The sequence below is a fragment of the Viscerimonas tarda genome, from assembly GCF_054601255.1.
On record NZ_BAAHWV010000011.1, the window covers coordinates 1 to 24,633 of the forward strand.

The following is a 24,633-nucleotide window of genomic DNA, read 5'->3' on the forward strand; positions in this document are numbered from 1 at the left end:
TCATAGACATACTTTACTTGATACTTGTAAAAAGTACCGTTGATGAGCCTGATTTCCGTCAAAGGCTCCTTGAACTGTTGAATCCATTCCGGTAAATACATAATGCAACCTATTTAGGTAGCACAAAGCTACAACAAAAAAGTGGAATATCCAAATGTTTATGCCACTTTTTTGCTAAAACTACCTAAATTTTTGCGGAGTTAGGGATTAAAACATTCAGAATTATAAAAAAATGACGACCATGAAAAGATTATTATCCATATTATTTGCGGCTGTTTTACTGTTGCCAATACTTGCTCAAACTCCTGATAAAATGAGCTATCAAGCAGTGATTCGCGATGCAAATAACGAATCGGTCAAAAACAAACCGGTCGGAGTAAAAATAAGTATTTTGAAGGGGACTGAGACAGGGATAGCTGTTTATGAGCAAACTTATTTATCCACAACAAACTCGAATGGGTTGATTAGTTTAGAAATAGGTGGTTCATTAGATTTTAGAAACATCAATTGGGCTGACGGCATCTATTTTGTAAAAACAGAAACGGATCCTGCCGGAGGCACGAATTATGCAATATCCGGAACGAGCCAGTTGTTAACAGTTCCTTACGCCTTGCATGCGAAGACGGCTGAAAACATTACTGGGACAATTTCCGAAACAGATCCTGTTTTTAGTGTTTCTGCTGCCATGAATATCACAGACATGCACATTACTAATTTAAACAATCTGTCAGGGACGAACACCGGCGACCAAGATTTGAGCGCTTTAGCAACAAAAGCAGCATTGGTTGATTCCGCCGCAAATATACGCAGTACTGTATTTGTGGCGCCAACTGTTTGGTTGAAAGGCAAAAAAGTATTGTGGCTCGGAACTTCCATCCCTGAGAGTGGCCAATATCCCACACGAAGCTGTGAGGCATTGGGTGCAACTTGTACCAATCAGGCATTAGGTGCAAGCTTTGCCCGCTTTGGCGAACGCAACCCCACAAATCCAATTGCCGGCGATTGGTCGGATATTCACCGCTTGCACGGCCTTTCGCAAACAATTGCCGAAAAAGAGGCCACTTGGGGCGATATTTGCACGGCAGACCAACTGGAAATAGCACGGAATGCGAGTTTCGAGCGAAAATTACTGCCCTACCTGTCCGGCGACAACAAGGTTGACCTGGTTGTAATCGACCACGGATTTAACGACAGGGGCGATGTTATAGGAACAGCAGATGATATTGCAACACTTAACAGAGATACGTTCTACGGGGCTATGGCCTACCTTATTGACCAAATCAGGAGGGAAGATTTCCGCACTAAAATTGCCATTGCAACGCACTATGACAATACGATGGAGATTTTTGGGGCAGCCGAAATTGTGGACGCACAAGAAGATTTGGGCGAAAAATTAGGTGTTATCGTTTTGCCTTCGTACAAATTAACAGGCTTGTCGAAAGTTTGGGTACCGGGCACATCCAACCTGTACCCCGAAGTTTACAAATACGACCCCGACCCAAATACCGGCGACCTGACACTCGTTCAATGCTGGTTTCCCGATGGATTCCATCCGCATAGCGATGGTTCGGGACGCGCACAGGTAATGTTGACAAATGTTTATATACAGTTACTGAAGGACATCTGATGTAACCGGAGTTTGCAGGGACAACCCCTTACGGTTGCCCGATTGGTTACGAATGGTTTCGTAGGGCAGACCTGTGTGTCTGCCCCTGATAATGAGATTAGTCCTGACATGTTTCCAATCGTTTGTAACGAATTGGAATGGTTCTATGCTTTAATCATTACTCCCTAAATCTTCCGTGTAACCATCTTAATAACAGCATTTACCCAATAACTTTCGCTATCCAGACAGGGTACGAAGCTAAATTCTTCGCCGCCGTTTTCGAGGAAGATTTCTTTTGCCTTGATATTCACATCGTACAGGGTTTCGAGGTTGTCGGCGGGGAATCCGGGGCAGACTACTATTACTTTTTTTACGCCTTCGCCGGGCATTGTTTTCATGGCGCTATTCAGCCCCGGCTCGAGCCATTTTTTGCCCATTGCCGATGAGTAAACGACCCTGTTTTTCTTGGGGTCGATTCCCAATTCTTTGCTTACCAGCCGGATAGATTCTTTTATCTGGTAAACATAATCGAACTGCTTTCCTTTCTTCCGCGCTCTTTGCTCGTGGCTGAGCGGCAGGCTGTGAAAACTGAAAATCAACCGGTCGTAAGGTTTTGTTACAAAAGGTTTCAGACTGGCAGACAAGGCTTGTATATAAGCCATGTCGTTGTAAAAAGGTTCCAGTATTTTCAGCTTGAAAGGGTAGGGCTGTTTAAAAAAATACTGCCCCACGGCATCTATTGCTGTCTGATACGACGATTCGGCGTACTGCGGAAACATCGGCACAACAACCACTTCGTGCAATGCCGGACAACATGCTTCCAACCTTTGCAATGCGTCCGGAATTTGAGGGTTCCCATAACGCATGGCTATTTCTACGCACAATCCTGTTTCTTCTTTTATTTTGTTCGCCAGCATCTGCGAATGATAGACGAGCGGAGGCGTGTTGTGCTCATTGTCCCAAATAAGTGAATACTTGGCGGCAGAACGCGAGGCGCGACAAGGCGCAATTATCTTTTTGGCCAGAATATCCCTGAATTTGCAGGAAACGGTCAGAACAAGCGGATCGGAAAGCATTTCCCCGATAAATTGTTTCACCTTTTCCTTGTCCTTTGTTTCGGGGCTCCCGACATTCAGTATTAATACACCTCTCATTCTTCGCTTTTCAATTTTCAGACGCAGGTCTCCAACAACAACACTCCCTGTTGCGGTTCAATGCTTATTGTACTGGTGTCAGCCGGAATAAGAACACTTTCGCCCTGTTTCAGGCTCAGGCTGTTTCCGTTATTGTCGGTAACAGAACAACTACCACCCATGCAAATATAAATAACGAACGAGTCGATGCTGGAATAATCGCGCTCCAGTTTTTTGTTGCTATCCAATACATTGGTCGTAAAATATTGGCAGGATTCCAGTTCTACCGGCTTGTTTTTTTCGGCTTTGTAGTCGCTCTTGTAACTGTCGTAGAGCTTGTAATCAATGGCATCTTTTGCCAGTTCGGTATGCAGTTCGCGCGAGTTGCCGCTTGCATCTTTCCGGTTGTAGTCGTAAATGCGGTAGGTGATGTTCGAGGTTTGTTGTATTTCGGCAATAAATGTTCCGGCGCCGATAGCGTGAACACGTCCGGCGGGAAGGAAAAATACGTCTCCCTTTTTCACGTCGTGTTTTGCCAGATAATCAATAAATGTGTTGTCCTCAATACTTTTCACATACGAATCCGGCGTCATTTGCTTTTTAAATCCGGCGTATAAGAACGCATCTTTCGCGGCGTCAATCACATACCACATTTCGGTTTTCCCGAAAGAGTTGTGGCGAACTTTTGCCAATGCATCATCGGGGTGTACCTGTATCGACAGGTTATCTTTGGCATCAATAAACTTGATGAGGAGTGGAAATGTTTTTCCAAAACGGTCGTAATTCTTCTTGCCGACCAGTTTTTCTTTGTATTCAACAATCAGGTCTTCGAGATTGTGGCCTTCCAATGCGCCGTTATCAACTACCGAAATATTGTTTTCAACACTCGATATTTCCCAACTCTCGCCCACGCCATCCAGCTGTGGTTCAACACCTTTAAATTTGCAAATTTCCGAACCTCCCCAAATAATTGTTTTAAGGATTGGCTTAAATTTTAACGGATATAAACTCATTACTTTCTAATTTTAGATTCACTTTAATTTACAAAACACACGTACCGCCATACAAAGATAGCAATAAAAACCTTTGCATAGCTGCTATTCCAGCATTTTCAAGTTCTAATAGTATATAGATTGGCCTTAGAAATAAGACATGAGCTTATCTCATGCAAATTTCTCAACAAGTATATTATCAATCTCACTAATTATTGACCGACTTTTGCTATCACATTTCATGCCTTTAAACTGGTAATACAAATCAATAATTTTATCCTTACTCTTTTCGGGCAATAAGGCCAGGTCGAGCATTTTCCCTTTGTTTATGTCGTTTGGTTCAAACTTTTGAAGGCCATTGCCATATTCACGGCTGTTGTCCTCAAATAGTTGTCTTGCTGTGTCTGTTAAAAGATAGGCAAACAGAAAATCAATGTTTCTATCTGAAAATAAATTGGTTGCATTTGGATAGATACAATGAAAAGTTGTTAGATTGGCAACCTTGGCTTCGTTGCGGATAAAACGTAAACCCGTGCGGTTGAAGACAGATACCCATATTGGGGCAGGTGGACGATTTTCCAATGAATACCAGGGCTTTCGATTTCCTGTTAAGTATTTTTTATCAATTTTTTCTACTTCACCTTTCTTTATGTATTTCACTACGCTTTCGTCGTTCGCTTTTACTGCATTCAGAAGGAAAATATTTTTGTCGTTATTCTTTAATTCTTCAAAATCGGATTGGGTAAAAAGAGAGTCCTTTACATCAATTGCCCGACAAATACAGGGCAATAAAAAACATTCGTCAATGGCATATTCTTTTGCTTTTGACAAACTGAATGTGAAGTAGTCATTTGCACCTGTTGCAATACCTCGAACTACCTTAGCGTAAGTCGAAAATGGAACAAGATTTCTAAATTTATGTCCATTCTGAGTTTGATAATAGGCTTTCCATTTAATATCAGGATCTAATTCGGAAAACCGGAAAGTGTTTACTGCATTTTGCAAGTTCGGATATTCGGAAATTAATTCTTCTATCTTATTTAAGTCGTTTAGCGATTGTATATTACTGAATTGTACTTTGTCCGTCAAGTTATCGTTGGCGCAAAGAATAATAGAAGCGGTAGTAAGTGCATCGTCAAACACATTTTCCTCAAAATCAATAACAATAATATGCCTGAGCGAGCCTGTTTGGATAAGATAACGTTTGACCAGCTTTCCGTAATCGGAGTTGAGAAATTCCGAAGGAATGATATAGGCGCAACGTCCGTTAGGCTTTAGTTGATGTATGGATTTCAGCAGAAACAAGGTGTAAAGATTAGTGAAACCGTTTAATTTACATGCCAAATGGTTCTCTATCTCTTTCAGTATGTTTTTGTTATCGTAATCGTGGAACTTGAAATAGGGTGGATTACATATTATTCCATCGTATTTGTTTTGCCAATCGTTGTACATATAATCTTGCAGCAGCAGATTGATGTTTCTGGCATCGGCAAACTGAGCTTTTGATTGAGCAAGAATGGTGCTATCTATCTCAAAACCTTTAATTTGAATGTCGCTTTTTTGCGATAGCAACACTCTTGAAAATATACCTAATCCGAATGCCGGTTCCAACACCGTTTTCAGATTTTCGTTGCCAAGAAGCCATTTTGCCATTAATTCGGCAACAGGCAATGGCGTGAAAAATTGTGCAAACTTTTTACGGTGTTCCAACGAAATTGATTTTGAATAATCGCTTTCTATTGTGTTGTCAATATGTTTTTCTTTTGCTTTCATTAAAACTCACTCGCACCTAAAATAGCTTTTAAATTCTCAATATCAAGATAAGCTGTTCCTCCTTTGAATGTTACATAAAACAATAATCTCCTGCATAGCTGCTATTCCAGCATTTTCAAAAAATCATCTTCATTCAAAATCGGGATGCCTGATTTTTCTGCTTTTTCTAATTTTGCCGGTCCCATATTCTCTCCGGCGAGTACAAAATCGGTTTTTGCCGAAATCGACCCGCTGTTTTTCCCACCGTTCATCTCTATCATATCCTTGTATTCGTCGCGGGAGTGTTTATCAAACGTTCCGCTTATCACAATTGTTTTTCCTTCGAGTTTGTTTGTGCGTTGCGCCAATACTTGGCGACTCAGTTCAAATTGCAGGCCGAAATTGCGTAACTTTTCAACGAGTTGCTTGTTTTCGTCGTTTTGAAAGAACGAAACTACACTTGCTGCAATACGCTCGCCTATTTCGTCCACCTGAATCAGTTGTCCGGCATTGGCAGCCATCAGCAAATCTATATTCGGAAAAGCGGCAGCCAGTTTCTTGGCGCCGGTTTCGCCAACGTAGCGTATTCCCAAAGCATACAACACTCGCTCAAACGGTATTTTCTTCGATTCGCGTATGCTTTCGAGCAAGTTGCGTGCACTTTTCTCTGCCCAACGTTCCAAAGTCAAAATCTGATGAATGTCGAGTTCATATAAATCGCCCACATTGTGTATCAATCCGGCTTTGAAAAATGCATCAACCGTTTCTTCCCCCGCATTTATATCCATTGCTTTGCGGGTGATAAAATGCTCAATCCGCCCTTTTATCTGCGGAGGGCATCCCATATCATTGGGGCAATAATAAATCGCTTCGCCTCCGTCCCGGATAAGGCTTGTTCCACATTCGGGACATTTTTCGATGAAGACCACTTTTTCGCTGAACATATCGCGGAAAGAAGCATCTACGCTCGTAATTTTAGGAATAATTTCGCCGCCTTTTTCCACATAAACCATGTCGCCGATATGCAAATCGAGCGCTTCGATGGCGTCGGCATTGTAGAGTGATGCCCGTTTTACCGTAGTTCCCGACAATTGCACAGGTTCCAGATTGGCAACAGGAGTGACGGCGCCGGTGCGTCCAACCTGATACGACACCGAAAGCAAACGGGTGAGCTGTTTTTCGGCCGGAAACTTGTAGGCAATCGCCCAACGGGGAAACTTGGAGGTATAACCCAAGTTACGTTGTTGAGCCAATGAATTCACCTTCAACACAATTCCATCGGTTGCAACAGGCAGATTCTTTCGCTCGGCGCCCCAATATTTTATAAAAGCGAATACTTCCTCCACCGTTTTGCATTTGCACATGGCATCCGATATTTTGAAGCCCCATTCACGGGCTTTCATCAGGTTTTCGTAATGCTTGTCGGCAGGCAAGTCTTCGCCCAGCAGGTAATAGAGGTACGAATCGAGTTTGCGCGATGCCACTATTTTGGGGTCGAGTTGCTTTAGGGTTCCGGAACCGGCATTGCGTGGATTGGCAAAAAGCTGTTCTTCTTGTTCGGCACGTTCGCGGTTCAGTTCTTCAAAAACTTTCCAGGGCAACACAATTTCGCCCCTGATTTCAAACTCCGCCGGATAATCGTCCCCCTGCAAGCTCAATGGCACACTGCGAATGGTACGGATATTCGCCGTTACATCGTCCCCTTTAACTCCATCGCCGCGGGTAATGGCCTGTGTCAGTTTTCCATCCACGTAGGTCAGCGAAATGGAGGCGCCATCGTATTTCAGTTCGCAAACAATCTCAAAATCATCGTTCAGGTCTTTTTTTACCCGATTGTAGAAATCATTTACTTCGCCTTCCGAATAGGTATTGGAAAGCGACAACATCGGATAGCGATGCTCCACTTGCTTAAAATTTTTGTTCACATCACTTCCCACACGTTGAGTGGGCGAGTTGGGGTCGGCATATTCAGGATATTCAGCCTCTAATCCTGACAATTCCGCCATCAGCCGGTCGAACTCAAAATCCGGGATTACCGGATTCGACAATACATAATAATTGTAATTATGCCTGTCCAGTTCTTTCCTTAATTCTTCTAATCTAATCTTAGGAGAGTCCATATGCATTCAATTTTAAAATCAGGCTGGTTTAAAAAAAAGAAATCGGGCTCTGGTACCTAGTATTCAGTATTCAGCGGCTTCGTACAATATTTATGTCGCCGCCTTTTTTATACTTGATACCATCCGATCCGAGTGCATCTATCACGTAGAAATAGACGCCCGGATTCACCAATTTTCCGTTATACTTCCCGTCCCAGCCTTTGTCGGGGTCGTTAAACTCATAAATCTTGTTGCCCCAACGATTGAAGATGGAACATTTGAATTTTATTAACGATTTATGTTTCACCTTAAACTCGTCGTTTACGTCTGGCGAATCGCCGGGTGAAAAGAAATTGGGCGCATCTAAATACGACTCGGCAATACTAAATTCATACATTAGTTTCCGGGCAGAACAAGCCGATCCTTCGCTGGCTACTTCTACCACAATGTTGTATTTTCCGGCTTGTGTGAATGTATGCGTAAAATCCTTGTCGGGATAGCTATACTCAAAGCCATTGGGGTCGTTGTAGTTGTCGTTTTTATAATAAATATACCAAGTGTAGAAAGAGGTGGTCGGCTCATTGAACAGGCCGTAGAATTTGAGGGTTGCCGGAGCCGGAATATGACCGTTTTCGTCATTTTCCAATTCAATTTCACCCTCATCGGTTATTTGCCTGACCAGGAAGTGTGGGTCAACAGCAATGGCTTTGTAAGCTTTCGATATTTCTTGTGCTATGCCAAAATATTCGGCAAACTGGTCGCCCCGGATGGTGAATTCGCTATCCATCAACGGCGCCGGGTCGATGGGATAATCTGTTTCAAAGGAATAAGGGGCATCACCTTCTTTTTTCAGGTTAAACTTTCCATTGCTTTCGTCCCATTCCAGGTTTTCGTAAATCACTTTGTACTTCCGTTCAACGGTATGAGCTCTACCGGCAAGGTCGTAAAACCGCATCGGCGTATCTTCTTTTCCCACAATCAATTTCATGCTGCAACCGTCATCTTCTCTGTTTTCTTCAAACTCAATCGAATTGAAGATCGGCACATAACGGCTGTAATCTACAATCCAAACCGCATAGCGGATGTCGTTGTCTTGTGCAATATAACCCCAACCGTCTTCGATACCGGTTAGCCGGTAAACATTGCCGCTGACAGATGAAGGCAGTATCTCGACCTCATTACCGGGCAACGAGTATTTAAAAAACCTGACCGATCCCGAACCGGCCGTATATTCGATGGCTGCTCCCGATAATGTGTTTAACAAATAAACATGCGTTGATGCATAGCTATTTTCATAAGCATAAGGATTCCCGTTGCCTCCTGTTACCGAAAACTGAGCAGAAACCGGCAAAATGGCAGAAAAGAAGCCCAAAAGCAACAAAATGTATTTACTTATCTTTGTACAGCCCATATTCTTTAATTCATTATCTAGTTAAACGGGAAACTACGCTATATATTTTCATTATCTAATTGAATTTCAACAATAAATAAATTGCGATAATTCGTGTAATCTGCGTAATTTGCGTTCAAAAACACTTATGAGACAGCCCCATAATGACGCCTTGAACTTTTATCAACCAAAGATAAGAAGAATGATAATAAATTGAGCAGTTATGAAAGAAAAAAGGAAGAAAATGTGTCATTTTCTTCCCTTTTTTACTATTTTGATGTATTTTGACCGGCTTATTTTTCCGGCAAAACACCCATTTTTCGGAATATGCTGTCGATTTTGTCCAGCGCATAATCCACCTGAGCTTTTGTATGTGTTGCCATCAGCGAGAACCGAATCAGCGTATCGTTGGGCGCTACGGCAGGCGAAACAACCGGATTGACAAATATTCCGTCTTCAAACAACGCTTTTGTTATCAGGAATGTTTTTTCGTTGTCTCTTATAAATAGTGGTATAATAGGTGTGGCAGTATGTCCTATTTCGCAACCCATCGCACGGAATCCATCCAGGGCGTAGTGGGTTATATTCCACAAAGCCTCAACACGTTCGGGCTCACTTATTAATATGTCTAAGGCGGCATTGGCTGCTGCTGTTGCGCCCGGGGTTATGCTGGCGCTGAAGATATAGGGCCTCGAATTGTGGCGGAGATAGTCTATCATCACTTCTTCACCGGCAATAAATCCGCCGATAGAAGCAAGCGACTTGCTGAATGTAGCCATGATAAGATCGACATCGTTTGTCAGCCCAAACTGGTCGCAAACGCCTTTTCCGCTATAGTCTCTTCCCAAAACGCCAAGACTGTGGGCTTCGTCCACCATTACGTTAGCATTGTATTTTTTGGCTAGCTCTACAACTCCCGGCAGGTTTATTACATCGCCTTCCATGCTGAAAACGCCGTCAACAACAATCAGTTTCACCTTGTCGGGTTCGCAACGTTGCAGTTGTTTTTCGAGCGACTCCATATCGTTGTGCCTGAATTTCAGCTTGTTTGAAAGCGAGGCGCGATTGCCTTCGATAATGGAAGCGTGATCGAGTTCATCCCACAGAATGTAATCCTCGCGGCCTGTGATACAACCAACTACACCCTGATTTACATTAAATCCGGTGGAATAAACCAGCGCATCTTCCTTGCCGACGAAGTCAGCCAGTTTTCTTTCCAGCTGAACGTGAATGTCGAGTGTGCCGTTCAGGAAACGCGAACCGGCCATGCCTGTGCCGTATTTCCGGGTTGCCTCTATTGCAGCTTCCTTCACTTTAGGGTGATTGGTCAATCCCAGATAGGCATTAGAGCCAAACATTAAAACCTTCCGGCCATTAATAACAACCTCTGTATCCTGATCGCTCTGAATTTCCCTGAAGTAAGGATAAATTCCGGCTGCTCTGGCATTACGGGCTGCATCGTAACGGTAAAGCTTTTCTCTTAATAGGTTCATACTACTTTTGTATATTGAATTTCTATAAGCTGCTTCAGCCGATTGAATAATAGCTTTCATCTCTGAACAATATTTTCTTGCCAAAGCAGGTTGCAAAAGTAGCTAAAAAATTTATATTTCATTCATTTTTGCACCGGATATTTTCTGCTCAACGATACATGATTTCCTTTTACGCATACATTTGCCTTAAATCGTTTTTATAAAAAGCTATATTTATAGTCAAACAAACTATCAATATGTAAATCATTTTATCTAAAAAGTATCATTTTAACACAAAAAGTTTGATATTACGATTATTGTGAAATAAAAATTTAAGTTTTAACAAAAAAAGTACATGAAATATTTTTTCATGAAATTATTTTGACATATCTTTGCAGCAGATAATAACAATATGTCGTTTTTAGACGAGTAATATTTACATTAAGACAGAAAATAAAAGGTATTAACATTTTTAAATTTACAGATTATGAAAAGTAGAAAGATTGTTTTAGGATTATTGTTTTTAGGTTTAGGTTTATCAAGTAAAACAGTGGCACAGGTAGAAGTTAGCGCTTCGGCCGATCTTGTAAGTAGTTATGTCTGGCGTGGATCAAAAGGCTCGGGTGCAAGTATTCAGCCGGCGTTGTCTGCCTCTGCCGGTGGCTTTACTTTAGGTGCATGGGGTTCAACAGCTTTCACCGACCTGTCTGCTGTCGGTCTTGGCGGTTACAAAGAAGCTGACTTTTATGCTTCTTATTCGGTAGGTGGATTGGGATTAACAGTTACCGATTACTGGTGGGACGGCGATGGCAGCAAGTATTTCACTAATCCCGAAGAAGGTAGCGGTCATTTGTTGGAAGCAACGCTTGCTTATACCTTACCCGAATCTTTTCCGCTTAGCTTGTCATGGAACACATTTGTGTTGGGCAAAGGCAACAAGAAAGCAGATGGTAAAAACTCGTTTTCTACCTACATCGAAGCATCCTATCCTTTCTCGTTGGGCGGTGCAGATTTAACGGCATCAGTTGGTGGAGTTCCTTGGGAAAGCGCAGTATATGGAGTTGCGGATGCAAAAATAGTCAATGTAGCATTGGGTGCATCCAAAGAAATCAAAATAACCGATTCGTTTAGTGTGCCGGCATTTGCTCAGATTATTGTAAATCCAGCATCCGAAGACATCAACTTTGTGGTAGGTATTACTATTAAATAACTTTAAACACGTAGAGATATGAAAAAGATCGAAGCGATTATTCGAAAAGTAAAATTCGATGAGGTTAAAGAAGCTCTCCTCGATGCCGATATAGAGTGGTTCTCGTATTCGGAAGTAAGGGGTGTTGGCAAAGACCGTCAGGAAAGAATATACAGAGGGGTTGTTTATGATACAAGTTCTATCGAACGTATCGCCCTCAGTATTGTTGTTCGCGACCAGAATGTGGAAAAAGCCGTTAGCGCTATCGAAAAATCGGCACGAACAGGTGAAGTTGGCGATGGCCGTATCTTCGTATTCCCGGCAGAAGATGCTATCAGCATCCGGTCAGGCAAAAGAGGGGATTCTACATTGTATATCTCCGATAAAGAATAATTTGAATGAATCATTAAATTAGAGCGAGTATGAAAAAGTATTTTAAAACAAGATATTCGAGATTGGCCCTCTTTCTGGTATTTGCGGTAATGATTATTTCTTCCGTATCGCGTATTCAAGCCCAGGAAGATACTGCCCAAATAGTAGAGGCGGTTGCAACCAGTGTGCCGACAGATGCCGGTGTGGAAGAAGTAGCCGTTGAAACAGCCGGATTTGATTCTATTACAGACCTGGCTCTCTCCCTTGACACAGTATGGATGTTGTTGGCTGCCATGTTGGTGTTTTTTATGCAACCCGGTTTTGCCTTGGTGGAAGCAGGTTTTACCCGCACCAAAAACACAGCCAACATTTTGATGAAGAACTGCCTCGACTTTATGATGGGTTCGTTATTGTTCTTCTTTGTAGGTTTTGGCATCATGTTTGGATGTGGTGGCGAAGGTTTCTTAGGAATGCCCAACTTCTTCGACATCAGTTTTGCTGAGGGAGTAGTTGATCTTCCAATCGAAGGCTTCCTTGTTTTCCAAACAGTGTTCTGCGCTACTGCGGCCACTATTGTTTCGGGAGCTATGGCCGAACGTACCAAATTCCACATGTACCTCGTTTACACTATCCTTATCAGTGTAATCATCTATCCTATCTCAGGACATTGGACTTGGGGCGGTGGCTGGTTGATGAACGACGCGGAAGACGGCTTTATGATGACTACCGTTGGCGCTACATTCCACGACTTTGCAGGCTCTACTATCGTTCACTCGGTGGGTGGTTGGATTGCATTGGTTGGCGCTTGGATTCTAGGCCCGCGTATCGGTAAATATACAAAAGACGGCAAATCGAAAGCGATACCCGGCCATAACCTCACTATTGCGGCTTTAGGTGTATTCATCCTTTGGTTCGGATGGTTCGGATTCAACCCTGGGTCTCAATTGGCTGCATCGGGCGAAGAAAACAGAACGGCTATCTCGCATGTGTTCCTCACAACTAACTTGGCAGCTTGCGCCGGAGGTCTTCTGGCGCTGATAGTAGCTTGGGCTAAATACAAAAAACCGTCTTTATCGCTTACATTGAATGGTGTATTGGCTGGTTTGGTAGGTATTACTGCCGGTTGCGATGCTGTATCGCCTGTCGGAGCTACTATTATCGGAGCTATTGCAGGTATTGTTATGGTATTCTCGGTTGAATTTATCGACCAAGTACTTAAAATTGATGACCCGGTTGGCGCATCTTCCGTACACGGTGTTTGCGGATTCTTGGGAACTGTCCTTGTAGGATTTTTTGCAACCGATGGCGGTGTGCTTTATGGCGGTAGTGCAAGCTTGTTGCTTGCTCAATTAACCGGAGCCGTAGTAGTTGGCGCTTGGGCATTGGGTATGGGCTATGTCATCTTCAAATTATTGGATGTATTCTTCGGTCTCCGTGTCGAAAAACGAGTAGAAGAAGAAGGTCTGGATATTTATGAGCATGGTGAAACAGCTTACAATAGCTAATCAGTCTGTGATTTTTCCATAGAATAAATAATAATATCGAAGCTGTTTTGAATGATTGTTGACAATTTTCAAAAACAAAAAATTCAAGACAGCTTCTTTTAAAAAATACAACAAAATTAATTAGTTCAACTTCTTCACAATTAGACGGAAAGTAATTAAAAACCTATTATAAACTATTAAGATTCAGTAAATATGAAAAAAGTAGAAGCAATTGTTCGCAAAGCTAAATTTCAGGAGGTTCGCAAAGCATTACACGAAGCAGACATTGATTTTTTGTCGTGGTGGGATGTAAAAGGACAGGGAGATGCCAAACAAGGCCTGATATTCAGGGGTATCGCATACGATGTTAATGCCATTGACCGTATGTACATCACATTTGTAGTAAGGGAAATAAATGTACAGAAATCAATCGACGCCATTCTTAAATCGGCATATACCGGCGAAAGTGGCGATGGACGGATATTCATTTCGAGCATTGAGCAGTCGGTTCGTATCCGGACAGGTGATCATGGAGATGAATCGCTCTATAACAAAGACGAAGAAAGTAAATAAAATTGTACAGATTATTAATCAACACTATCAAATAACAAGCTATTTATAATAAAAATGAAAACAACTTTAATTAAATATATAGTCGTATTGGGATTGTTATTCAGTCCGGCGTTTACATTTGCACAAGATGCAGATACACTGGCAGCAGCAACCGAGGTTGTAGCGGAATGTACCGCAGCAGCTACGGAATGCACCGCAGCAGCCGAAGAAGAAGTGGTAGCAGAAGCAACATTGAACTCGGGAAATACAGCATGGATTATTGTCGCTACCATATTGGTGTTGATGATGACCATCCCCGGTTTAGCTCTTTTCTATGGCGGTTTGGTTCGCCGTAAAAATATCCTGAGCATTATGATGCAGTGTCTTATACTGACGGCAGTCATCAGCATCGAATGGATTACAGTTGGATACAGTTGGGTATTCGGAACGGGCTTTATGCCTGACGAAGCCGGAGCAGGAGGTAGCATCCTGGGAGAGTTCATCGGTGGATTCGACAAGATTTTCCTTCACGGAATAACACTTGATTCGCTTACCGCAGGAGACATACCCGAACTTATCTTCGTATTGTTCCAATGTATGTTTGCCGTTATTACTCCCGCCTTGATTATCGGTGCATTTGCCGAACGTATCAAATTCTCGGGCTTCCTTATTTTCTCTGTTCTTTGGGCGCTTCTCGTTTACAATCCAATGGCGCATTGGGTTTGGGGCGGCGGCTGGATGGCAGATATGGGCGCTATTGATTTTGCCGGAGGTACGGTTGTGCACATCAATGCAGGGGTATCGGCTTTAGTGATGGCTATATTGTTAGGCCGTCGTAAAGGTTATCTTACAACAGGGCATCCTATCACTCCGCACAACATACCGTTTGTTGTTATCGGTACTGCATTACTTTGGTTAGGTTGGTTCGGATTCAATGCCGGTAGCGGATTGGCCGCTGACGGACTTGCAGCTAACGCATTCCTTGTAACGCACTTTGCAACAGTAGTTGCCGCCGTAACATGGACGGCTTTGGAATGGATCATCAACAAAAAACCAACCGTTGTGGGTATTTGTACAGGCGCCGTAGCCGGTCTTGTAGCTATTACGCCGGCAGCAGGAACAGTTGATGCGATGGGCGCATTCTTTATCGGGCTGGCTTCGGGATGTATCTGTTTCATCATGGTAGCTTATGTAAAACCAAAACTCAAATACGATGATTCGCTTGATGCTTTCGGGGTTCATGGTATAGGCGGATTTATCGGAGCTGTATTAACAGGGGTTTTTGCCACTCAGTTTGTAACCGGCGCCGACGGTCAGCAGGGAGCTCTTTACGGAGACTGGAGCCAATTGGGCATACAAGTTTTTGTAAACCTTGCAGCAGTAGTATATAGTGGCGTACTGACATTTATCCTGTTCAAAATTGTGGATAAGATTGTCGGTATGAGAGTAACGAAAGAAGAAGAGTCCATCGGACTTGACATATCACAGCATGGCGAAATTGCTTATGGTGAAGATGAGTAATCGTCAATATTTCTGATCTTAAATTTTGGGAAAGCGGGTTGTGTGATACAACTCGCTTTTCTGTTTTAACGTAGGGGCGTTGTCTCAAAAGTCTGTCATCCCGTGCTTGACACGGATCTCCTGAGTAAACGTGCAATGATTGTCAGGAGATTGCGGGTCGGAGCCCGCAATGACAAGTTCGGAAATAAGGCTTATAAGACAGCCTCATTGGTGCGAATTGGGTTAAAAAAATAAGGGCGAAAGATATTTCGCCCCTATGTTGTATCAATTTAAACCTTAAACTTTCTCGTTCAGCAAAGCAATATCCCATACTTCGCTAATATCCGAAACGTAGTGAAATGTCAGTCCTTTCAGGTATTCTTCTTTTATTTCGCGAATATCTTTCCGGTTGTCTTTGCAGAGGATAATGTCTTTTATTCCGGCGCGTTTGGCGGCCAGAATCTTTTCGCGAATACCACCTACCGGCAGCACTTTGCCGCGAAGGGTAATTTCGCCGGTCATGGCCAGATTGGCGCGCACCTTGCGTTGTGTGAACGCCGATGCCAATGAGGTAGCCATGGTTATACCCGCCGATGGGCCGTCTTTCGGGATTGCTCCCTCGGGAACGTGCAGATGCACATTCCATGTGTCGAATACATCGTCGGCAATGCCCAGCAGGTTGTTATGCGAACGGATATATTCCAGCGCCAGCATAGCCGATTCTTTCATCACATCGCCAAGGTTTCCGGTCAGGGTGAGTTTCCCGCCTTTGCCTTTGCTCAACGACGATTCCACGAACAGTATCTCGCCGCCGACTGATGTCCAGGCCAAACCTGTAACTACGCCGGCATATTCGTTGCCTTGGTATTCGTCCCGGCTGAATCGCGCTTCGCCCAGGTAATCCGGCAGATGTTCCACTTCAAGCGTCTTCGGATAATCCTCTTTTGTAGCCACTTTCAAGGCTATTTTGCGCATAATTTTGGCTATTTCCTTATCCAGCGACCGCACTCCCGATTCGCGGGTATAATTTTCTATTATTTTTTCGAGCGTCTTCTTCGGAAGTTCAAGATCGTTTTTTGTCAATCCATGAACGTCCAATTGCTTGGGGACAAGGTGATGACGGGCGATTTCTATTTTTTCTTCCATGATATAACCGCCGATGTCAATCATTTCCATTCGGTCGAGCAAAGGCTGCGATATGGTCGAGATGTTATTGGCCGTGGCGATAAACATCACTTTCGACAAATCGTAATCAATATTCAGGTAATTATCGTGGAATGCTCCGTTTTGTTCAGGGTCGAGCACTTCGAGCAATGCCGAAGCCGGATCGCCGTGAAAATCGTTCCCTGTTTTATCTATTTCGTCCAGCACAAACACCGGATTCGATGAACCTGCTTTCAGCATATTCTGGATAATACGCCCCGGCATGGCGCCAATGTAGGTACGGCGATGCCCGCGTATTTCCGATTCGTCGTGCAATCCGCCCAGCGAAACGCGTACATATTTGCGGTTCAAGGCCTCGGCAATTGATTTACCCAGCGAAGTTTTACCAACGCCGGGAGGGCCGTAGAGGCAAATAATCGGCGATTTTAAATCACCTTTCAACTTCAGTACCGCCAAGTGTTCGATGATGCGTTCCTTTACTTTTTCCAAGCCGAAATGGTCGCGGTCGAGTACTTTCCGGGCATGTTTCAGGTTGAAGTTGTCTTTTGTATATTCGTTCCATGGCAAATCAAGTATGGTTTGCAGGTAGCTGAACTGGGTAGAATAATCGGGCGACTGCGGATGCAAGCGTTCCAGTTTCCTGATTTCCTTATCTACTGCCTCTGCCACTTCGGCGCTCCACTTTTTCTTGCTGGCGCGTATCTTAAACTCTTCAACATCAGCTTCCTGCGGATTACCTCCCAGTTCGTCCTGAATGGCCTTAATCTGTTGTTGAAGGAAATATTCTTTTTGTTGTTGATTCAGCTCTTCGCGGGTTTTCATCTGGATGTTCATTTTCATTTCCATCACTTGGGTTTCGCGGTTGAGTATCATCAACAGGCGGTAGGCGCGGTCTTTTTCGTCGTCGAGGTTGAGTAAATCCTGCTTTTCGCTGATTTGTACCGGCAAGTTGGTGCAGCAAAAATTGACAAGCATCGACAGGTTCTCCTTCGAGTTGAGTTTCATCAACAGCTCGCGTGGAGGTTCGCCAAACATGCGCATCATCTGGATGGTCATATCGCGGATAGAATCGAGCAAGGCCATGTATTCCTTGTCATCAAGCAAGGCTTTTTTCTCCTCGATAATAGTGTAAGTCCCTTTCAAGTAGGGTCTTGACTTTGTTATCTGATTCAGGCGGAAACGCTTCTTCCCCTGAAAAATTACCGTAACATTTTCATCATCCGAAAGCTCAATTACGCGCAGTACTTCGCCGATAACGCCAACTTCGTACAGTTCTTTCAGACCGGGGTCTTCTGTGTTGGCGTCTTTCTGGCAAACCAAGCCAATCAACGACTTCCTGTTTTTCAACGATTTGATGGCATTCAGCGATTTTTTGCGGGCAACAGCTATGGGTAAACTTGTGCCCGGAAATATGACCGTATTGCGCAATGCCAAAATAGGGATTTCGTCGTACAACTCTTGTTCGTCAACAGAACAATCCTGATCGTCAATATCGCCTGTTATAATGGATATAACCGGCTGCGAGTCGTCGTTCATAATCTCCTGAAAATCTCTTCTCTTATTATTGTAAAACATATTCTTATTCCTCGGTTTTTTTGTCGGCTTTCAAAAAGCCTGCAAATTTAAGCATTTTTTTATGCCCTCAGCGCTTGGCGTACTTTATTATTGATATTAAGATTACAAAATCTATGCCATTTGCTTCTATGTTGTCATTTTGGCTTAAATAAGCTGTTTTTGCCCTGCAAATTTCATACAGGGTAAACCTGATCTAGTCCCGCATGGGACTAGATACGGGGTGTTATCGGTGAACTTTTTTCATTTGCCCTATCAGGGAACCAGCGAATATGGCTCTAATCCAAAAGAAGAAAAGCTACTATAATAAAACTAAAAGAGCTACTCGCAAAAGTAGCTCTTTTTAGTTTTATAATCATGATAATGAGGCTTTTATTTCTTATGTATTTCCTCTATCATTCCACTTTCCTGATCAACCTCAACTTGGCCTTGTTTCGGTTGAGCGGGTCGTAACCGTCCACGGATGCCACATAATACAGGTCGTCGTTGAAGCGTATCAATGTACTGCCGTCCATTCGTTCATATTCTTCCGGCAACAGGTAGCATTCCACCTCGGTGTAGTTGCTGTCGTTTGTTGCAATGATGTTAAAAAACGATTGCAACAAGGTATCCGGTTGATTTTTATAACTCAGCTGCAGTTTTTCGTGTCCGTCATCAAATGTATTCGCCAATATGGGCAGATACAATGCATTTTTCCTGTCCTCCGTAACGCAGGCATCGCCCAGATTGTCCCACAACGCCCCGATGCAGCTTTGGTTGCCGGTGCGGTACCAAAAGCGTTGCGAATAGTTTGTATAGCTCTTTTTCATCATCTCGGCATAGTCGTTCTTTTCGGTGTCCCATATTTCCTTATTTGTAATGATGGGAAACCGGTGAGCTGTTCCGTCTTTCAACAGGCTGGCATACCAATTGTACGAAAATCCCGACGATTGGCTCAGTGGCTTTCCTGCTATCGCAGCTGTTTCAAAACGTCCGCCTCCGTCCTCATTGTCAGATATATATCCCTGTTCATCCTTGTTTATCTTAAAACCCAATTCAAAGGCGGAAGGCAGTTCCAGCGGCAGATTGCTGCGATGCAATACACTGGCCTTGCCGGAAATATCCAACACCGAATTGACGGCGCGCTGCATGGTTTGTACAATATTCAGCTCGAATAAATTGCCGGAAGGTTGTGTCAGTTTCAGATTGAAAGCTTTGCAAAAACTATTGAGCCATTCGTCCGTTTTTACCTCCGATGGCAGGAATTTGAACAGGTCTATTGTTTCTGTCTTAAAATCCGAGGGGCTGTTCCAATCCATGGCCGCTGTGCCGTTGCCATCGCTATCGGCCTTGATCCAATCGGTCGATTTCTTGAAGGGTTCTATCTGCAAATCGAACTCAATGTGCTGATCCATCCACCCTTTTTTCCCGTTTGCATAAGCGGCATCACTCACGGCAACCAAGGTCAGGTGTTCGCCCTTTTCGAGCCAAACAACCTGCGACAAATGTCCGCTTCCTTTTGCGTCCTTTATGCCGGCAGCATTGAGGGTATTGCTTATTTCGTTCTCCTTATAACTCGAGCTTCCTTCGTCCACAACCATTCTGAATTTGCCGGTAGTTGAGAGCAAATAACCATTGAAATCTATTTCATACTCCTCTGCCTCAACGTCTTCTTCTATTTTTCGGAGTTTGGCATAACCCTGCGGATTGTGTATGGCCGAAAACACTTTGTTTTTCTGCGCATACGATTTATCCCAGCTCCAACCGTTTTTTATAGCCATGATGCGGCTGAAAGCATACTCGTCCGAGGGAGAAAAATATTCCAGGGGATTGCGGGCGCTCCGGTCGCTATTGTAAAAAACGCCGTCCTGTGTATCGCCCAAATCACCCCAACGGAAACCGCAAACCAGTTTTTCGTTCTGCACAGGGTCTATCATTTGCACACATTCGGTATCGGGAAAGGGAAAATAGAAGACGGTGGAACTTTTCCTGTTCTGGGGCAGATTTTTCTCATACAAATCGCCATCGGCTTTCAGCTCGGTCAAGCCGAAATCGCCATCGCCAAAATCGCGCAGCAGCTTCAGTTCGTAGCGCGAGTTGCTAAAGTTGTTGGCTTTTATGGGACTGCCAAAATAACTGCTGTTTTCGCCGCTGATAAAAACCAGTCCGGTATCGGCATCGCTTGCTGTTTTCGGCAAAATAGGATGACCGGGCGCATCCATTTGCAATTCGAGGCTGGCGCTCAGCTCTATTTTATACAATCCCGAATAAGGAACGGTGATGTGAACATGCTTGCGATCGGCTGTTTCTCCTTCTTGCTTCAGGTTTTCGGTGGTGTTGTTGTAAAGAACATTTGTTCCCTTATCGTCAATTTGGAGGTCTTGCAACATGGAGCAACCGAACAAGTTGACGCCATATTGCCGCCACAGGCCTGCATCATCGTTCACATAGCCGAATTTTTCGTAATCGTAATTCTGACTTCCGTTCGTTTTCGGCTTCCGGTTGTCCCACTTACCGCTCAGGGCTATTTTCCCCAAGTGTCCCCAATTCCATTCCTGCCGGTAATCGGAGGGATTCTGGTACGACATGTATAAATTGATGAGGCGTTCATCTTCAAAAGCATTGCCTTTTATCTGGTAGCCGTTTTTCCCGAACAACTGCCTTATTGTCTGCAAACAGTTGATGGATGGCGGAAAATTTTCTATGCCCAAGCGGACATATTCGTCCCAGCTATTCTTCGCTGTATAAGTGTAATTATCGCCCTCCTCGTTTTCGGGAAGCTTTGGCAATAATCCGTACAGTACAAACGGAAAAATGCAATCGGGCACACCTGCATCGGTGTTCATTTGATTAATCCCCGAAACCATGTCGATGAAATTGATGTTCCATTCCTCTCCGTTTCCTGTTTCGGTCATCTTTTTATCGCCGAATATCTCCTTAATCGTTTTCTGCGCCGGAACAATCAGGTTTCCTTTGTAGGCGCCGGATGTAATTTCGCTCAGGCGAAAACGCCCGTCAAAAATCGGCACGCTATTGACAATCAGCGTAGCCGGATAATCGGTGTTGAATTTGTCCTTCACCTCCTCCACATTGCTGTATCCGAATAAAATGTCATTCAAAGGCGTGGACGGCAGCGATACCGAATAACTGTATTGAGCATCCTTGGTATTCAATTCCGCAGGGTTTATCAGCACGCGATTGAGCCTGATTCCCAGTTTTTCTGGCTCCTTAATGTCGCAAAGGCGCCCATCTATATAAAGTTCAATAGTTGTCATTTTTTTAAGTTTAAAGTTTCAGGTTTAATTCTCAATTCATAACTAATACCGGTACTTCATTTCGGCCTGAAAAAGCTCGTCTTTTGAATTGTATTTCAGCGTAAATTCATCAACAATTACATAGCGCTTCGTTTTCAATTCATAGACTGCCTTCGATGCGCTTAGTTCGCGTAACCACTCAATTGTCTGGCGATTAACGGGCCATGTTCTCGCCACTTTTTGCTCTTCAACAAAACGTTGCTCCACGCTTTCAATCCGGTCGGAAACGCTGAATCCGGGCAGGAGGGTTTGATGGATAGTATCGGCAACCGTTTTAAATTCAAAGGAAGCTGTTCCGCCAAAATTGAAGCTGTCCCAACCACCGAGACGATTAAGAAAGGCAAAATCATTCACCGTATGCAAATAGCCGGGTAACAGGTTAAATACGATGGCTTCGGACACCTCAATGCCCTTGCAACACAGAAATACTTCCACCCTTCCCACTTTCTTTTCGCTTCCATCTTCCTGCTCTGCAACCAACTCATCCAAAGCCATCCCGATAGTATTCACCACGTTAAAACCGCGTTGGTTTTTCTCGTGAGCCACTTTTTCGCCGGTATATTCTCCCGATTGCGTGTAGAATTTGTACAATAATCCGATGTTTGATTCGGTCATTGTTATATCAAGGCTGTGCAAGCCATCCTTCAATATAAAGTTGAAATACTGTTTCTGCCCCTTTGTGTGAGTTGTTGCAGGACGATTGGTCAGGGGTTTTATGGTATGGGGATTCATTACATCGAAAACAAAATCATTCATTCCAGCATCATTCAGCGTATAGTCGTAGCCATTAACGATGTACATTACCGGCGAGCAATAAAACCGTTCGCTATTGAGCTCGTTTTTGCGTTTGGCGATAAAGCGGTAGTCGCAAATAGTGCCCGTATCGCACCAGTCCGTTGTGTGGAGAAAAGCGGCAGAATAAGCCATCCTGTGGCTTAGCAAGGCATTCAGATTGAACCAGATACGTTTATCAAAGTAAGATTTGGTAAGCGATGCGAGGTATTTTCCTCTATTCGGGTCAGCTGGTAAATCATTCTCTCCCAAGAAGATGCCCGTATCGGTATAAATGTCGAGTTCAATCAGGCAATTACCGGCATCTCCGGCTATCGTATCGGGATTTTCCGAATCGGCAGGGTCGCCCTCAAAGTCAATCACCGGACTATCCGATTGCAACTCGAAACTAAATGTGAATCGCGCCCCACATCCTTTCGAGCGAAATTCGATGCGGCTTTCATCATTTACCGGACTCACAAAAGGGATAAGCAATTCAAAATTATTTCTGAAAAACGGGCGTTTCATCAGGCAATCGCGGATATTCTCGGCCAAAATCACCGGATCGGGATTTTCCGTATCCACATAAAACAGAAATTTGTTGACATCCTGTTTGTTAGCCGTACCCTCCAAGCGATAGCTTTGCTTTGTCCTTATCTCGGTAATCTTGAACACGGGCATGTCGTCTCCCTCGCTATACTTGCGCACAATAAGCGTAAATTCGACAGGCTGCCCGACTGCACCAGCTTTGTTGCGAAACTCTGCAAAGGCAGGATTTCCGGCCAATGTAAGCTGTTGCGGAACGATTACATCGGCAATGTTGTTTTTCAAATAATATTCCATCATGTTTTTATTAAAAAGAATTTATTTGATAGATAAAATGGGGGGAATTTAAAATGATCCATCCAAGCAACATGAATAGGGTGAAAATAATTTGTATATCCAAAAAAATCCACTACTTTTACAAAGTTAATATTTAGATTTACAAGATAATCCAAAGTATAGCTATATGATTATTCGATATTTTAGAATGAAAGATGCTGAAAATGAAAGTATTTTCTTATTCGGGGCACGTCAAACAGGAAAAACTACATTTTTAAATCAACTTTTCCCAAACCTTCGTTATTACGATTTACTGAAAGCAGATGTATTTGAACGGCTAAATCGTCATCCGGAACTTTTACGCGAGGAATTGATGGGTTGTGTAGAAAATGAAATGATTATCATTGATGAAATTCAGAAAATACCCCAATTGTTGGATGAAGTACAGTGGCTGATGGTAAACAAAAACCTGCGATTTGTATTGAGTGGTTCAAGCGCTCGGAAATTGAAACGTACAGGAGCAAATACGCTTGGCGGGCGGGCTCTACGAAATGTTTTTTATCCCTTAGTCAGCGCTGAAGTCCCCAATTTTAATTTGATTCGCGCGATAAATAATGGTATGTTGCCCCGACATTATCTCATCGAGAATGCATGGAAACGGTTACAGGCTTATGTTGGAATATACTTACAGGAAGAAATTAAAGCCGAAGCCCTGGTGCGCAATTTAGGCTCGTTTAATCGCTTTTTACAAGCAGCAGCATTGACAAATGGTGAAATGGTTAATTATCAAAATATTGCAACCGATTGTGGGGTAAGCGCTATCACGATTAAAGAATATTTTTCCATTCTCGAAGACACGATGATTGGCTATATGATTCCGGCATTCAGAAAAACGGTCAAACGCCGCTTGATACAAGCTCCCCGTTTTTATTACTTTGATGTGGGTGTTGTGAACTATTTACTGAACAGGAAAAGCTTGTTACCCGGCTCTGCTGATTTCGGACACGCCTTTGAACATTTTGTCATACAAGAATTGATTGCTTACATCGGTTATTCCGACAGCGAGGACAGTTTGTCTTATTGGCGAACAAGCGGAGGTGTTGAGGTGGATGCTATTCTGGGCGATGCCCGTGTCGCTATCGAAATAAAATCGATCGGCGAAGTGCAGTCCCGGCGCCTGAAAGGCTTAAAGACGTTTGCCGAAGAACATCCGCAAGCGCGGCTTATCATAGTCTCATTAGACCCTGTGCCTCGTTTAAGCAGTAGCATAGAAGTGATGCCCATCGAGTTTTTTTTGAAGAAATTGTGGAACGGAGAAATTATATGAGCAGGATTTCCGGCCAATGTAAGCTGTTGCGGAACGATTACATCGGCAATGTTGTTTTTCAAATAATATTCCATCATATTTTTATTAAAAAAGAATTTATTTGATAGATAAAATGGGGGGAATTATCAAATTGGCAAATAAAA

Annotated in this window: 17 protein-coding genes; 7 read left to right on the top strand and 10 right to left on the bottom strand. The window is 43.4% G+C overall.

Going from position 1 to position 24,633, the window contains the following annotated elements; all coding sequences use genetic code 11:
• The first annotated feature begins 241 nt into the window (after positions 1-241).
• A complete protein-coding gene (locus tag ACYPWY_RS06355; RefSeq protein WP_459684601.1) occupies positions 242-1,627 on the top strand; it encodes a hypothetical protein in 1,386 nt (461 codons plus the stop codon).
• 164 nt (positions 1,628-1,791) lie between these two features.
• Here ACYPWY_RS06355 and hemH read toward each other — a convergent pair whose 3' ends face one another.
• The 7 genes from hemH to spt all read right to left on the bottom strand — a co-directional run bounded on the left by hemH (position 1,792) and on the right by spt (position 10,465).
• The gene (gene hemH, locus ACYPWY_RS06360; protein ID WP_459684602.1) at positions 1,792-2,760 is read right to left on the bottom strand and encodes a ferrochelatase; all 969 of its coding nucleotides are present in this window, start codon (positions 2,758-2,760) and stop codon (positions 1,792-1,794) included.
• A 17-nt stretch (positions 2,761-2,777) separates the two neighbouring features.
• Entirely contained in the window at positions 2,778-3,752 is a 975-nt protein-coding gene (locus tag ACYPWY_RS06365) for a type I phosphomannose isomerase catalytic subunit (RefSeq protein ID WP_459684603.1), read from the bottom strand.
• A 150-nt stretch (positions 3,753-3,902) separates the two neighbouring features.
• On the bottom strand, positions 3,903-5,504 hold the full coding sequence (locus ACYPWY_RS06370; protein ID WP_459684604.1) for an HsdM family class I SAM-dependent methyltransferase: 1,602 nt from the start codon (positions 5,502-5,504) through the stop codon (positions 3,903-3,905).
• Positions 5,504-5,587, bottom strand: coding sequence for an AccI family restriction endonuclease (locus ACYPWY_RS06375; protein ID WP_459684693.1), 84 nt, complete (start codon positions 5,585-5,587; stop codon positions 5,504-5,506). Before ACYPWY_RS06375 ends, ACYPWY_RS06370 begins: the two co-directional genes overlap by 1 nt.
• Positions 5,588-5,605: 18 nt before the next feature.
• Positions 5,606-7,603, bottom strand: a complete 1,998-nt coding sequence (ligA, locus tag ACYPWY_RS06380) for an NAD-dependent DNA ligase LigA (protein WP_459684605.1) — start codon at positions 7,601-7,603, stop codon at positions 5,606-5,608.
• Positions 7,604-7,673: 70 nt separating this feature from the next.
• Positions 7,674-8,993: a T9SS type B sorting domain-containing protein gene (locus tag ACYPWY_RS06385; protein ID WP_459684606.1), complete on the bottom strand. Its 1,320-nt coding sequence runs from the start codon at positions 8,991-8,993 to the stop codon at positions 7,674-7,676.
• A gap of 272 nt (positions 8,994-9,265) precedes the next feature.
• Entirely contained in the window at positions 9,266-10,465 is a 1,200-nt protein-coding gene (gene spt, locus ACYPWY_RS06390; RefSeq protein ID WP_459684607.1) for a serine palmitoyltransferase, read from the bottom strand.
• Positions 10,466-10,931: 466 nt separating this feature from the next.
• On the opposite strand from spt, the gene ACYPWY_RS06395 reads away from it, so the two are divergent.
• From ACYPWY_RS06395 to ACYPWY_RS06415, 5 genes are all read left to right on the top strand, one after another.
• Positions 10,932-11,654: a TorF family putative porin gene (locus ACYPWY_RS06395; protein ID WP_459684608.1), complete on the top strand. Its 723-nt coding sequence runs from the start codon at positions 10,932-10,934 to the stop codon at positions 11,652-11,654.
• Positions 11,655-11,672: 18 nt separating this feature from the next.
• Positions 11,673-12,026: a P-II family nitrogen regulator gene (locus ACYPWY_RS06400; RefSeq protein ID WP_459684609.1), complete on the top strand. Its 354-nt coding sequence runs from the start codon at positions 11,673-11,675 to the stop codon at positions 12,024-12,026.
• A 29-nt stretch (positions 12,027-12,055) separates the two neighbouring features.
• A complete protein-coding gene (locus ACYPWY_RS06405) occupies positions 12,056-13,510 on the top strand; it encodes an ammonium transporter (protein ID WP_459684610.1) in 1,455 nt (484 codons plus the stop codon).
• 192 nt (positions 13,511-13,702) lie between these two features.
• Positions 13,703-14,062 (top strand): P-II family nitrogen regulator, encoded by a 360-nt coding sequence (locus ACYPWY_RS06410; protein ID WP_459684611.1) that lies wholly within the window; start codon positions 13,703-13,705, stop codon positions 14,060-14,062.
• Positions 14,063-14,116: 54 nt separating this feature from the next.
• The gene (locus tag ACYPWY_RS06415; RefSeq protein WP_459684612.1) at positions 14,117-15,562 is read left to right on the top strand and encodes an ammonium transporter; all 1,446 of its coding nucleotides are present in this window, start codon (positions 14,117-14,119) and stop codon (positions 15,560-15,562) included.
• Positions 15,563-15,838: 276 nt separating this feature from the next.
• On the opposite strand, the gene lon is transcribed toward ACYPWY_RS06415, so the two are convergent.
• From lon to ACYPWY_RS06430, 3 genes are all read right to left on the bottom strand, one after another.
• Positions 15,839-18,280 (bottom strand): endopeptidase La, encoded by a 2,442-nt coding sequence (gene lon / locus ACYPWY_RS06420; protein WP_459684613.1) that lies wholly within the window; start codon positions 18,278-18,280, stop codon positions 15,839-15,841.
• 392 nt (positions 18,281-18,672) lie between these two features.
• Positions 18,673-21,531: a hypothetical protein gene (locus ACYPWY_RS06425; protein ID WP_459684614.1), complete on the bottom strand. Its 2,859-nt coding sequence runs from the start codon at positions 21,529-21,531 to the stop codon at positions 18,673-18,675.
• 42 nt (positions 21,532-21,573) lie between these two features.
• Positions 21,574-23,187 (bottom strand): hypothetical protein, encoded by a 1,614-nt coding sequence (locus ACYPWY_RS06430; protein ID WP_459684615.1) that lies wholly within the window; start codon positions 23,185-23,187, stop codon positions 21,574-21,576.
• A gap of 163 nt (positions 23,188-23,350) precedes the next feature.
• On the opposite strand from ACYPWY_RS06430, the gene ACYPWY_RS06435 reads away from it, so the two are divergent.
• Positions 23,351-24,490: an ATP-binding protein gene (locus ACYPWY_RS06435; RefSeq protein WP_459684616.1), complete on the top strand. Its 1,140-nt coding sequence runs from the start codon at positions 23,351-23,353 to the stop codon at positions 24,488-24,490.
• The last annotated feature ends 143 nt before the right edge of the window (positions 24,491-24,633 follow it).

Coding starts and splice junctions, on each gene's coding strand:
- ACYPWY_RS06415 (WP_459684612.1), top strand. CDS start 14,117: ATGAAAACAACTTTAATTAAATATATAGTCGTATTGGGATTGTTATTC.
- ACYPWY_RS06425 (WP_459684614.1), bottom strand. CDS start 21,531: ATGACAACTATTGAACTTTATATAGATGGGCGCCTTTGCGACATTAAG.
- hemH (WP_459684602.1), bottom strand. CDS start 2,760: ATGAGAGGTGTATTAATACTGAATGTCGGGAGCCCCGAAACAAAGGAC.
- ACYPWY_RS06355 (WP_459684601.1), top strand. CDS start 242: ATGAAAAGATTATTATCCATATTATTTGCGGCTGTTTTACTGTTGCCA.
- ACYPWY_RS06410 (WP_459684611.1), top strand. CDS start 13,703: ATGAAAAAAGTAGAAGCAATTGTTCGCAAAGCTAAATTTCAGGAGGTT.
- ACYPWY_RS06435 (WP_459684616.1), top strand. CDS start 23,351: ATGATTATTCGATATTTTAGAATGAAAGATGCTGAAAATGAAAGTATT.
- ACYPWY_RS06385 (WP_459684606.1), bottom strand. CDS start 8,993: ATGGGCTGTACAAAGATAAGTAAATACATTTTGTTGCTTTTGGGCTTC.
- lon (WP_459684613.1), bottom strand. CDS start 18,280: ATGTTTTACAATAATAAGAGAAGAGATTTTCAGGAGATTATGAACGAC.
- ACYPWY_RS06400 (WP_459684609.1), top strand. CDS start 11,673: ATGAAAAAGATCGAAGCGATTATTCGAAAAGTAAAATTCGATGAGGTT.
- ACYPWY_RS06370 (WP_459684604.1), bottom strand. CDS start 5,504: ATGAAAGCAAAAGAAAAACATATTGACAACACAATAGAAAGCGATTAT.
- ACYPWY_RS06405 (WP_459684610.1), top strand. CDS start 12,056: ATGAAAAAGTATTTTAAAACAAGATATTCGAGATTGGCCCTCTTTCTG.
- ACYPWY_RS06395 (WP_459684608.1), top strand. CDS start 10,932: ATGAAAAGTAGAAAGATTGTTTTAGGATTATTGTTTTTAGGTTTAGGT.
- ligA (WP_459684605.1), bottom strand. CDS start 7,603: ATGGACTCTCCTAAGATTAGATTAGAAGAATTAAGGAAAGAACTGGAC.
- ACYPWY_RS06365 (WP_459684603.1), bottom strand. CDS start 3,752: ATGAGTTTATATCCGTTAAAATTTAAGCCAATCCTTAAAACAATTATT.
- ACYPWY_RS06430 (WP_459684615.1), bottom strand. CDS start 23,187: ATGATGGAATATTATTTGAAAAACAACATTGCCGATGTAATCGTTCCG.
- spt (WP_459684607.1), bottom strand. CDS start 10,465: ATGAACCTATTAAGAGAAAAGCTTTACCGTTACGATGCAGCCCGTAAT.